The sequence below is a fragment of the Bacillus sp. DU-106 genome, from assembly GCF_004799705.1.
Classification (GTDB): Bacteria; Bacillota; Bacilli; order Bacillales; family Bacillaceae_G; genus Bacillus_A; species Bacillus_A cereus.
This window is the reverse complement of sequence record NZ_CP026607.1, coordinates 3,907,887-3,920,272: the sequence shown is the minus strand read 5'-3', so window position 1 is coordinate 3,920,272 and position 12,386 is coordinate 3,907,887. Positions and strand designations below refer to the sequence as shown.

Genomic DNA, 12,386 nt, shown 5'->3' with positions numbered 1-12,386 from the left:
TTAGGAAAGATAATTTAAATAATAAATCGTGAAAAAACCACATGCATAAAATCCCCTTCAAAGGAAATACTTTACACTGTACAGCAACTCCCGATAGGAGGGAACACTTTGACGAGAAACAAAGTAGAAATTTGCGGTGTTGATACAGCTAAACTTCCAGTATTAAAAAATGAAGAGATGCGTAAATTATTTCGTGAAATGCAAAGTGGAGAGATAAGCGCAAGAGAAAAATTAGTGAATGGAAACTTACGTCTTGTACTGAGCGTCATCCAAAGATTTAATAACAGAGGAGAATATGTTGACGATTTATTTCAAGTTGGTTGCATCGGACTTATGAAATCAATTGATAATTTTGATTTAGGCCAAAATGTAAAATTTTCAACGTATGCTGTGCCGATGATTATTGGGGAAATACGCAGATATTTGCGTGATAATAATCCGATTCGCGTATCGCGCTCATTGCGAGATATTGCGTATAAAGCTTTGCAAGTAAGAGAAAAATTGATTGCAGAAAATTCAAAAGAACCAACAGCAATGGATATTGCAAAAGTGCTAGAAGTAACTCATGAAGAGATAGTATTTGCTTTAGATGCGATTCAAGATCCAGTTTCATTATTTGAACCGATTTATAATGATGGGGGAGATCCTATCTTTGTTATGGATCAGTTAAGTGATGAAAAACAAAAGGACGAGCAGTGGGTTGAAGAATTAGCATTGAAAGAAGGAATGAAGCGTTTAAATGATAGAGAGAAAATGATTATTAGAAAACGTTTCTTCCAAGGAAAGACACAGATGGAAGTTGCAGAAGAAATTGGGATTTCCCAAGCGCAAGTATCACGTTTAGAGAAGTCAGCCATTAAACAAATGAATAAAACGATTCAAGGATAAGGTCTCACCAATTATGGTGAGACCTTTTTATATGTAATATGGTTTGTGCTCATAGTAGGGGATTAGTGTTCATATAATGAAACTAGCATGGTGTTTCGTATAGGTGGCTTCCTGTAAATATGAGAAACAGTTTCCAATTTGTCATATAAGGGAGAGGATAAAAATGGTGATACGAATTTCAGAGTTACAGATGAAGGATGTTATAAATATTTCAGATGGAAAAAGGATTGGGAATATTGGAGATATTGAAATTGATATGAACACAGGGAAAATTTGTTCTGTTATTATTTCCAAACAGACACGTATGCTAGGTATTTTTGGAAAAGATGTTGAGATTGTAATTCCTTGGAAGGAAATTGTGAAAATTGGGGAAGATGTCATACTTGTAAGAGTAAATCCTGTTAATTCTGTAACAGAATCAATACAAACACCGACAATTTCATAAAGAATATTACAAATTCCTCTTTTTTTTCTGTTAGGATTATGAAAAAATAAAAGTATGGTAAAATAGACAGGAAGTACCATGCTTTTTTCTGTTATTTTAATTAAAAGGAGCCGCTTTATTATGAGAGAACCATTTAAATATGTGGACGGTATACTGTATTTACAAGCGTGGAAAGAACTTGGAAACATTACTGCTGGATTTACGACAAAAGATGGTGGGATAAGTACGGGCTCCTTTCATGCGATGAATTTAGGATTACATGTGAATGATATCGTGGAGAACGTTCATGAAAACAGACGCATTTTAGCAAATAAGTTACAAAAACCATTAGAAAACTGGATTTGCTCTGAACAAGTTCATGCTCATCATGTTGAAAAAGTAGGGCAACAGGAAAAGGGAAGTGGTGTCTATTCATATGAGGACGGCATTTCAAAAACAGATGGCATTTATACGAGTAATGAAGATGTTCTGTTAACGTCTTGTTACGCGGATTGTGTTCCGCTCTATTTTTATGCACCATCACATGGTATGATAGGACTTGCGCATGCTGGATGGAAAGGCACTGTACAAGAGATTGCAAAGGAAATGATTCAAAAGTGGAATGCAGAAGGTATTTCAAGTGATGAAATTCATGTTGCAATTGGGCCGTCGATCGGATCTTGTTGTTATGTTGTGGATGATCGTGTATTAACAGCAGCACAGGAAGTAGTTAGCGGTGCTGTTCCTCATCAAAAAATTTCTGACGGGCAGTACGCAATTAATTTAAAAGAAATTAATCGTATATTATGTGTACAAGCAGGCATAAAAGAAGAGCATATTGTAATGTCATCTCTTTGTACAAGCTGTGAAGAGCAACTATTTTTCTCTCATCGTCGTGATCAAGGTAAGACAGGAAGAATGTTGAGTTTCATAGGTTTTAAGGAGGAAGGAAGCAAGTGACAGTACAAGAAAATTTAGTAATTGTAAATGAAGCTATTAAAGAATCTTGCGCTCGAGCTGGACGTTCGTTGCAAGATATTAAACTTGTTGCAGTTACAAAAACTGTAGGGATTGAAAAAACAAACGAAGTAATTGAAGCTGGAATTATCGATTTAGGTGAAAATAGAAATGAAGGTTTCTTACAGAAATACGAGCATTTCGGTTCAAAAGTTAATTGGCACTTTATTGGCTCATTACAAACGAGAAAAGTAAAAGAAATCATTAATGAAATTGATTATTTACATTCGTTAGATCGTCTTTCGCTGGCGAAAGAAATTCAGAAACGTGCTGATAAGAAAGTGAAATGCTTTATTCAAGTGAAAACCTCATCTGAAGAATCGAAGCAAGGATTGGCAATAGAAGAGGTTGTTTCTTTTATTCAAAGTTTGCAAGAATTCGATAAAATTGAAGTGGTTGGACTAATGACGATGGCTCCATTTACAGAAGAAGAGGAAGAAATCAGACGCTGTTTTAAGGAATTACGTATGCTGCAAACAGAGGTGCAGGAGCTAGAGTTATTACATGCGCCATGTAAAGAATTATCAATGGGAATGTCCAACGATTACACAATTGCAATTGAAGAAGGGGCTACATATATTCGTTTGGGAACGATTTTAGTAGGAAAAGCGTAAAAGGAAGGAGAATCTTATTATGAGTTGGTCAAAAGTAAAATACTTCTTTTTTGATACACCGGAAGAAAAAGAAGCAGCTCAATATGGTTATGAAAAGGAGCAAACAGACATGAAAAAGCAGCAAGATCCACCAGAACAACAAGACGTTACGTTTCCGAAAGCGCAACCGAAGCAAAATGTTGTGAGTATTGAAACAGCAAAACAATCTTCAAAAGTTGTTTTATTAGAACCACGCACATATTCGGAAGCACAAGGGATTGCGGACCACTTAAAAGGTAGACGAGCTGTTGTAATTAATTTGCAGAGAATGTCTACTGATCAAGCGGTACGTATCGTTGACTTTTTAAGTGGTACTGTATACGCTATAGGCGGGGACATTCAAAAAATAGGGCCGAAAACATTTATGTGTACACCTGAAAATGTAGATATTGTTGGTGCGATTTCAGAGTTATTCGGTGAAGAAGAAGAAACAAATATAAAGAGGTGGTAATACGCCATGACAACAGTTTTTATAGTGTTAAGTTATGCTATCGAGATTTACTCGTGGGCACTTATTATTTACATTCTCCTATCATGGTTTCCTGGTGCAAAGGAATCATCTTTTGGAGAGTTCCTGGCACGTATTTGTGAACCGTATTTAGAACCATTCCGCCGCTTTATTCCGCCGCTTGGAATGATTGATATTTCTCCAATCGTTGCGATCTTTGCGTTGAAACTTGCTAAAACTGGTTTGTTCAGTTTATTAAGCTATTTCTTATAGTAAGAAGGTAAATACATGAGCATCTACGAACATTTTAGGCCTGATGAGGAGGTCTTTGTGGATAAAGTGCTAGAGTGGAAGCGAGCGGCGGAGTACCATCAAGTGAAGTTAACGGATTTTCTTGATCCTAGGCAACAACAAATTGTTTCTATGGTAATAGGACAAGGTGATGTTGCTGTACAATTTGGTGGTGCAACGCCTAATGCAGAGCGTAAAAGAGCACTTATTTATCCAGACTATCTAGAATTAAATGAAGAAGAATTTCAAGTAGAAGTATTAGAAATTGACTATCCTTCCAAGTTTTATACGCTAGAACATAGGCAAATATTAGGTACATTTATGTCTCTTGGTTTAACAAGAGAAAAATGTGGTGATATTTTGCTGCAAGAAAATCGTGCCCAAATTGTAGTTGCGAAAGAAATTGTATCGTATATTGAGATGAACTTACAATCAATAGGGAAAGTAAAAGTCTCTTTAGCGTCAGTGCAAGGAGAACAAATTCTACAGATAGATGAAACGTGGGGAGAGAAATCTGGAACGGTTTCTTCACTTCGTTTAGATGTTATGTTAGCTGAAATGTTACATTTATCTAGACAGAAAGTACAACCTTTCATAAAAAATGGTTTAGTAAAAGTCAATTGGAAAACAGTGGAGCAAACTTCTTATGAATGCTATCCAGGAGATGTTTTTTCTGTTAGAGGATATGGCCGAAGTAAATTATTTTCTGTAGAAGGTAGAACAAAACGCGACAAATGGAGAATTTTGTATGGTATACTAAAATGATTGGTTTTTTAGAAGGAAATCCTCCTATTTTGTCGAAGAAAAGATATAATTGAAAGAGGAAATTTAGATAACTACTTGGAGGTGGCGTTGTGCCGTTAACACCATTAGATATTCATAACAAAGAATTTGGTCGCGGATTCCGTGGCTATGATGAAGATCAAGTAAATGAGTTTCTTGATCAAATTATCAAAGATTATGAATTGGTCATTCGTGAGAAAAAAGCTTTAGAAGAAAAAGTTGCGCAGTTAGAAGGGAAGTTAGATCATTTCTCTAATATTGAAGATACGTTAAACAAATCTATCGTCGTTGCACAAGAAGCAGCGGAAGAAGTAAAACGTAATGCGCAAAAAGAAGCGAAATTAATTGTGCGTGAAGCTGAAAAGAATGCTGATCGTATTATTAACGAAGCATTAGTAAAATCAAGAAAAGTTGCTTTTGATATTGAAGAGCTAAAGAAACAAGCGAAAGTATTCCGAACTCGTTTCCGTATGTTATTAGAAACACAGCTTGAGATGTTAAACAACGATGATTGGGATAAACTAATTGAATTAGAAGACGAAGTAGATGAACTGTTGAAAAAAGAAGAAACAGTGTAAGCTTGACGTTTTTCTCATTATTACATATAATTTTAAACAACATATTTATTAAGAAAAACGAAGATAGGGATAAGTACCTTTTCAAACCTTATATAGCGAACTGAGGATGGTGTAAGCTCAGGATAAGGAGATAGTGGGAATATCACCCTGGAGTTCCGCGCTGAACAAATAGAGTAAGCGTAGGCGTGTATTCGCGTTAAGAATATAAAGAGGATTCTATACATATGTATATGATCTACTAGGGTGGTACCGCGGGAGACTTTCTCGTCCCTTTTTGGGATGAGAAGGTCTCTTTTTTATTCCGTTTTTTAAGTGTTTCTTTTATACATGTAAGGAGGAATTGAGCATGGAGTACAAAAATACATTACTGATGCCAAAAACAGAGTTCCCAATGCGTGGGAATTTACCAAAACGTGAGCCTGCAATGCAAGAAAAATGGGCTGAAATGAATATTTACGAAAAAGTACAAGAACATACAAAAGGACGTCCTTTATTTGTATTGCATGATGGACCTCCATATGCGAATGGTGACATTCATATGGGACATGCATTAAATAAAGTATTAAAAGACTTTATTGTTCGTTATAAATCAATGACTGGTTTTAGTGCGCCATATGTTCCAGGATGGGATACGCACGGTTTACCAATTGAACAAGCTTTAACAAATAAAGGTGTAAAACGTAAAGAAATGACAGTTGCTGAGTTCCGTAAGTTATGTGCAGAGTATGCATATGAACAAGTAGAACGTCAACGTGAACAATTTAAGCGTCTAGGTGTACGTGCAGATTGGGATAATCCATATATTACTTTAGAGCCAGCTTATGAAGCACAACAAATCAAAGTGTTTGGTGACATGGCGAAAAAAGGTTATATCTATAAAGGTCAAAAACCAGTTTACTGGTCTCCAACGAGTGAATCTGCTTTAGCGGAAGCTGAAATTGAATATCAAGATAAAAAATCAGCATCTATTTACGTAGCATTCCCTGTAAAAGATGGAAAGAACGTATTAGAAGGTGATGAAAAGTACATCATTTGGACAACGACACCTTGGACATTACCTGCAAACTTAGGTATTTCTGTTCACCCAGAGCTTGAATATAGCATTGTAAAAGTAAACGATGAGAAATATATCATTGCTTCTGAGCTGTTTGAGACAGTTGCAAAAACGTTAGAGTGGGAAAATGCTGAAGTTGTGAAAACAGTAAAAGGTAGCGAACTTGAGTACACAGTTGCAAAACATCCATTCTACGATCGTGATTCATTAGTTATGCTAGGAGACCACGTAACAACAGATGCAGGTACAGGTTGTGTTCATACAGCACCAGGACACGGGGAAGATGACTTCGTTGTTGGTAAAAAGTATGGATTAGAAGTACTTTGCCCAGTCGATGATAAAGGTGTATTAACAAATGAGGCACCTGGATTTGAAGGCTTATTCTATGATAAAGCTAATAAACCAATTACAGAAAAATTAGAAGAAGTAGGCGCGTTACTGAAACTAACATTCATTACACATTCATACCCACATGATTGGAGAACGAAAAAACCAATTATTTTCCGTGCGACAGCACAGTGGTTTGCATCTATTGAAGCATTCCGTAAAGAATTAATAGAAGCTGTAGCAGAAACAAAATGGGTACCAGCATGGGGAGAAACTCGTCTTCATAATATGGTTCGTGACCGTGGTGACTGGTGTATTTCTCGTCAGCGTGCATGGGGTGTGCCAATTCCGGTATTCTATGCTGAGAATGGTGATCCAATTATTACGGATGAAACAATTAACCATGTAGCAGATTTATTCCGTGAACACGGTTCTAACGTATGGTTCGAGCGTGAAGCGAAAGATCTATTACCAGAAGGATTTACACATCCAGGTAGCCCAAATGGCGAATTCCGTAAAGAAACAGACATCATGGATGTATGGTTCGATTCAGGTTCTTCTCACCAAGCGGTATTAGAAGAGCGCGAAGATTTACAGCGTCCAGCTGATTTATATTTAGAAGGATCTGACCAGTATCGTGGTTGGTTTAACTCTTCATTATCAACAGCAGTTGCTGTAACAGGTAAAGCTCCATATAAAGGCGTACTAAGTCACGGTTTCGTACTAGATGGTGAAGGACGTAAGATGAGTAAGTCGATTGGAAACATTGTCGTACCGAAGAAAATTATGGATCAATTAGGCGGAGACATTTTACGCTTATGGGTATCTTCTGTTGACTATCAATCTGACGTACGTATTTCAGATGATATTTTAAAACAAGTAGCAGAAGTGTATCGTAAAATCCGTAACACATTCCGTTTCTTATTAGGAAACTTAGACGACTTTAAGCCAAGTGAAAATGCAGTAGCTGTAGCTGAACTTCGTGAAGTAGATCGTTACATGTTAGTGAAATTAAATGACTTAATTACAAAAGTTAAAGAAGCATATGAGACATACGACTTCGCTGCTGTGTATCATGCAATTCATAACTTCTGTACAATTGATTTAAGTTCATTCTATTTAGACTTTGCAAAAGACATTTTATATATTGAAGGTGCAAACCACGAAGATCGTCGTGCGATTCAAACTGTATTATATGATGTTCTTGTTGCGTTAACGAAACTTGTAACACCAATCTTACCGCATACAGCTGATGAAGTATGGCCATACATTCCAGGCGTAACAGAAGAAAGTGTACAATTAACTGATATGCCAGAAGCTGTACAATTAGATGACGCGGAAGCGTTAAAAACAAAATGGGATGCATTTATGACATTACGTGATGACGTGTTAAAAGCACTAGAAGTAGCTCGTAATGAAAAAGTAATCGGTAAGTCATTAAATGCAAGCATTACGCTATATCCAACTGCAGAAATGAAAGCTATGTTAGAGTCTATTAGCGAAGACTTAAAGCAATTATTCATCGTTTCTGAGTATAAACTTGGTGGTATGATGGATGAAGCGCCAGCAGATGCACCGAAGTATGAACATACAGCGGTTGTTGTTGCTCAAGCAACTGGTGAAACATGTGAACGTTGTTGGGTAGTTTCAGAAACAATTGGTAAAGATGCTGAACATGAAACATTATGTGAGCGTTGTGCAACAGTTGTTAAAGAAAACTATGTAAAATAATAAAAAAAGCTGACTGCTATTGATGCAGTCAGTTTTTTTGTTTATGGCATATCAAAATCACTTTCAGACTCTTTCCTGTGAAGGAAAAATGTGTGTGAGGTAAGCAAATAAATTTCGGACACACTAACTGTACATTACAGCTAGGAGGAATGTACACGTGAATGAAATTTACATGGAAATAAAAGAAGAATTGCAATTGATGAGAAAAGAGTTGCAAGAGAGACTAGCTAAAGAAGTAATGCACAAATATGATGTCGAGTTCAGCCAAGAGCTTGGATATGAAATTAAGGAAGAGATAAAGAAAAAATTGCTATTACATGATATAAAAGAGGATTTAAAGGATGTAGAACGCGCATTATTTAAAATGGAAATAGACATGTATGGTATTTGTGAAGAGACGGGGAGATTAATTTCGACAAAGCAAATGAAGACAATGCCGACTGCCCGTACGATTCATGAATTCTTTTATGAAAAGGTAAATGTATGAATACGCACAACGATATTATATTACCTTTTTTTAATTTATTTTATTCTTCTATAAAGGTTCATTGTGAAAAGGTAGCAGCTATGCTAAAATTTTGAGGTACACTGTCTTTGTGGGGGAAATGAAAATGATATATTATGTAATAGCGTTATTCGTCATTGCTATCGATCAAATATCGAAGTGGTTAATTGTAAAGAACATGGAATTGGGTACGAGTATTCCGATTATCGACAATGTATTATACATAACATCACATCGAAATAGAGGCGCTGCTTGGGGTATTTTAGAAAATAAAATGTGGTTCTTCTACATTATTACAGTTGTTTTTGTAGTGTTTATTGTATTTTATATGAAAAAGTATGCGAAAACAGACAGGCTTCTAGGTATTTCGTTAGGCCTAATTTTGGGCGGGGCAATTGGTAACTTTATTGATCGTGTATTTAGACAAGAAGTAGTGGATTTCATTCACGTGTATATTTTCTCGTACAACTATCCAGTATTCAATATAGCTGATTCAGCATTATGTATTGGTGTTGTATTAATTATTATTCAAACATTATTAGAAGGCAAGAAAGCGAAGGAGTAATTGAATGAGTGAAGTAGTACAAGTAACAGTTGCAGCAGAGCAAAAAAACGAGCGAATTGATAAATTCGTTGCAGGGATAAATAACGAATGGTCACGTACGCAAGTGCAGCAATGGATTAAAGATGACGTTGTGACAGTAAACGGGAAAGCGGTAAAAGGGAATTATAAAGTAAAAGAAGAAGATGAAATTACAGTAACAATTCCTGAACCAGAAGAGTTAGATATTCAACCAGAGGATTTAAATTTAGAAATTTATTATGAAGATGCAGATGTGCTTGTTGTAAATAAGCCACGTGGTATGGTTGTACATCCAGCACCAGGGCATACAAGTGGTACACTTGTAAATGGCCTTATGCATCATTGTACAGACTTATCAGGCATTAACGGTGTAATGCGTCCAGGTATCGTGCATCGTATTGATAAAGATACATCTGGACTATTAATGGTTGCTAAAAATGATATGGCACATGAATCGCTTGTGAATCAGCTTGTAGCAAAAACAGTAACGAGACGTTACAAAGCGATTGTACACGGTGTGATTCCGCATGATAAGGGAACGATTGATGCTCCGATTGCTCGTGATAAGAAAGAGCGTCAAAGTATGACAGTTGATGAAAATGGTAAGAACGCTGTTACGCACTTCCAAGTGTTAGAACGCTTTAAAGACTTTACACTTGTAGAATGTCGCTTAGAAACGGGACGTACGCACCAAATTCGTGTTCATATGAAATATATTGGCTATCCACTTGCAGGAGATCCGAAGTATGGTCCGAAGAAAACGTTAGATATGAATGGACAAGCACTTCATGCGGGTATTTTAGGCTTTGATCATCCTCGTACGGGTGAATATATTCAGTTTGAGGCACCGATTCCAGAAGTGTTTGAAGACGCATTAAATATTTTACGAAAATAGTATTGACAAATCATAAGAAAACTGAGATACTGACAACAGTTAAATAATGATCCTTTAACACAGCCCCGTGAGGTTGAGAAGGTAACGGTTTGAAATACTTAGGGTATGTTGTACCCTTTTTTCAAAAGTCCTCTCGCACACGCTGAGAGGACTTTTTTTATACCATTACTCTCACGCAAGAAAAAAGCTTGGAGGTGTAGAGCATGCAAGAGAAAGCTGTCGTTTTAGATGACCAAATGATTCGCCGCGCTTTAACACGAATTAGTCATGAAATCGTGGAACGAAATAAAGGTGTCGATAATTGTGTTCTTGTCGGAATTAAAACTCGTGGAATTTTTATTGCACAACGTTTGGCAGAACGAATTGGTCAAATTGAAGGAAAAGAAATGGAAGTTGGAGAGTTAGACATTACGTTATATCGTGATGATTTAACACTACAATCGAAAAATAAAGAACCACTTGTAAAAGGTTCTGATATCCCTGTAGATATTACGAAGAAAAAAGTTATCCTTGTGGATGACGTATTATATACAGGAAGAACAGTTCGAGCAGCAATGGATGCTCTTATGGATTTAGGTAGACCATCTCAAATCCAATTGGCGGTTCTTGTTGATAGAGGTCATCGCGAATTACCAATTCGCGCTGATTATGTAGGGAAGAATATTCCAACATCAAGTGAAGAGCGTATCGAAGTTGATTTGCAAGAGACAGATCAACAAGATCGAGTAAGCATATACGATAAGTAAAGCCCTTTTAAATGTAGTCCTGTGAGGCTGCCAAAGGGTCTTGGCTTTCATATGTCAAATTTGGCATACGAAAGTGTAGGACTCTTTGTGCACAGGCACAAAGAGTTTTTTTATTGCAAAGATTTAAACTGAAGGAGGATGTAACAATGGAACAAAAGCCAGTGTTAGACGTTAATGAAGTACCGAAACCGGGAAAATGGTTATTTTTAAGTATACAACATTTGTTCGCGATGTTTGGATCAACAGTGCTTGTTCCGTTTTTAACAGGATTGAATCCATCAGTAGCATTAATATCAAGTGGATTAGGAACGTTAGCATTCCTTCTTATAACGAAAGGTCAAGTACCTGCTTATCTAGGATCATCATTCGCCTTTATCGCACCGATTATAACAGCGAAAACGGCAGGTGGACCGGGAGCGGCAATGCTTGGTGGTTTGCTAGCAGGACTTGTGTACATCTTAATCTCACTCGGAATTAAGAAATCAGGATCAGAGTGGATTATGAAATTACTACCACCAATCGTAGTTGGTCCAGTAGTAATGGTAATCGGTCTAGCTTTAGCACATACAGCAGTTAACATGGCGATGAACGGTGCGGATGGCAAATATAGCTTTACACACTTTTCAGTAGCGTTAGTAACATTAGCAATTACAATTATATGCTCGATATTTGGAAGAGGATTTTTCAGTATCATACCAGTGTTACTTGGCATTATCGGCGGATATATCTTCGCTTACTTCCAAGGGCTAGTAGACTTAAAGCCGGTAGCTGAGGCAAAATGGTTTGTTGTACCAGATTTCACAGTACCATTTGTAACATACACACCAGAGTTTTCATGGAAGATTGTACTCTTGATGGTACCAGTTGCACTAGTAACAATATCAGAACATATCGGACATCAAATTGTTCTTGGAAATGTTATTAAAAGAGATTTAATTGAAAAACCAGGTTTACACCGTTCAATCTTCGGTGACGGAGTAGCAACATTAATCGCGTCACTAATCGGTGGGCCACCGAATACAACGTATGGTGAAAACATCGGTGTGCTAGCAATTACGAGAGCATACAGTGTATACTTATTCATCGGTTCAGCAGTATTCGCAATCATGTTCGGATTTATCGGTAAGATTTCTGCACTGATTCATTCGATCCCAACACCAGTTATGGGTGGTGTATCAATCTTACTATTCGGTGTAATCGCATCAAGCGGATTACGCATGATGGTAGATGATAAAACAGATTTAAGTGACAAACGAAACTTAATGATTGCATCAGTAATATTAGTAATCGGTATTGGTGGAGCGGTACTTCACGTAGGAGAATCATTCCAAGTAGAAGGAATGGCACTAGCAGCAATTGTAGGTGTACTGTTAAATCTACTACTACCGGAAACGAAACAAATAAAACAATCTAAGCAGATTGCTTCATAATAATAACCTTTTAATTCAGTCCTGTGAGACCGG

14 protein-coding genes and 1 other annotated feature are annotated in these 12,386 nt (G+C 36.8%); all 14 genes read left to right on the top strand.

Features of this window, described 5'->3' with window-relative positions:
* Positions 1–108 precede the first annotated feature (108 nt).
* The 14 genes from sigG to uraA all read left to right on the top strand — a co-directional run bounded on the left by sigG (position 109) and on the right by uraA (position 12,353).
* Entirely contained in the window at positions 109–888 is a 780-nt protein-coding gene (gene sigG / locus C3Y97_RS19715) for an RNA polymerase sporulation sigma factor SigG (RefSeq protein ID WP_000197755.1), read from the top strand.
* Positions 889–1,051: 163 nt separating this feature from the next.
* The gene (locus C3Y97_RS19710) at positions 1,052–1,333 is read left to right on the top strand and encodes a YlmC/YmxH family sporulation protein (protein ID WP_000236745.1); all 282 of its coding nucleotides are present in this window, start codon (positions 1,052–1,054) and stop codon (positions 1,331–1,333) included.
* Between the two features lie 120 nt (positions 1,334–1,453).
* Positions 1,454–2,272, top strand: a complete 819-nt coding sequence (gene pgeF / locus C3Y97_RS19705) for a peptidoglycan editing factor PgeF (protein WP_001209008.1) — start codon at positions 1,454–1,456, stop codon at positions 2,270–2,272.
* The gene (locus tag C3Y97_RS19700) at positions 2,269–2,943 is read left to right on the top strand and encodes a YggS family pyridoxal phosphate-dependent enzyme (RefSeq protein ID WP_000218005.1); all 675 of its coding nucleotides are present in this window, start codon (positions 2,269–2,271) and stop codon (positions 2,941–2,943) included. The genes pgeF and C3Y97_RS19700 overlap by 4 nt, the downstream gene beginning before the upstream one ends.
* Positions 2,944–2,962: 19 nt before the next feature.
* Positions 2,963–3,433, top strand: a complete 471-nt coding sequence (locus tag C3Y97_RS19695; protein WP_000119129.1) for a cell division protein SepF — start codon at positions 2,963–2,965, stop codon at positions 3,431–3,433.
* Positions 3,434–3,439: 6 nt separating this feature from the next.
* The gene (locus C3Y97_RS19690; protein WP_000214233.1) at positions 3,440–3,703 is read left to right on the top strand and encodes a YggT family protein; all 264 of its coding nucleotides are present in this window, start codon (positions 3,440–3,442) and stop codon (positions 3,701–3,703) included.
* Positions 3,704–3,718: 15 nt separating this feature from the next.
* Positions 3,719–4,486: a YlmH family RNA-binding protein gene (locus C3Y97_RS19685; protein ID WP_002164454.1), complete on the top strand. Its 768-nt coding sequence runs from the start codon at positions 3,719–3,721 to the stop codon at positions 4,484–4,486.
* An 89-nt stretch (positions 4,487–4,575) separates the two neighbouring features.
* Positions 4,576–5,082, top strand: a complete 507-nt coding sequence (gene divIVA, locus C3Y97_RS19680) for a septum site-determining protein DivIVA (RefSeq protein WP_001131611.1) — start codon at positions 4,576–4,578, stop codon at positions 5,080–5,082.
* Positions 5,083–5,133: 51 nt separating this feature from the next.
* Positions 5,134–5,357 (top strand) — a binding site (T-box leader).
* Between the two features lie 71 nt (positions 5,358–5,428).
* Entirely contained in the window at positions 5,429–8,194 is a 2,766-nt protein-coding gene (gene ileS2, locus C3Y97_RS19675) for an isoleucine--tRNA ligase (protein ID WP_000455951.1), read from the top strand.
* Positions 8,195–8,351: 157 nt separating this feature from the next.
* A complete protein-coding gene (locus C3Y97_RS19670; protein WP_001002956.1) occupies positions 8,352–8,681 on the top strand; it encodes a TraR/DksA C4-type zinc finger protein in 330 nt (109 codons plus the stop codon).
* A gap of 124 nt (positions 8,682–8,805) precedes the next feature.
* Complete coding sequence (lspA, locus tag C3Y97_RS19665) at positions 8,806–9,264, top strand: lipoprotein signal peptidase LspA (RefSeq protein WP_000642185.1); 459 nt, start codon at positions 8,806–8,808, stop codon at positions 9,262–9,264.
* 4 nt (positions 9,265–9,268) lie between these two features.
* The gene (locus C3Y97_RS19660; RefSeq protein ID WP_000005829.1) at positions 9,269–10,177 is read left to right on the top strand and encodes an RluA family pseudouridine synthase; all 909 of its coding nucleotides are present in this window, start codon (positions 9,269–9,271) and stop codon (positions 10,175–10,177) included.
* A 203-nt stretch (positions 10,178–10,380) separates the two neighbouring features.
* Complete coding sequence (gene pyrR / locus C3Y97_RS19655; RefSeq protein WP_001156491.1) at positions 10,381–10,923, top strand: bifunctional pyrimidine operon transcriptional regulator/uracil phosphoribosyltransferase; 543 nt, start codon at positions 10,381–10,383, stop codon at positions 10,921–10,923.
* A 146-nt stretch (positions 10,924–11,069) separates the two neighbouring features.
* A complete protein-coding gene (gene uraA / locus C3Y97_RS19650) occupies positions 11,070–12,353 on the top strand; it encodes a uracil permease (RefSeq protein ID WP_000435928.1) in 1,284 nt (427 codons plus the stop codon).
* Positions 12,354–12,386 lie beyond the last annotated feature (33 nt).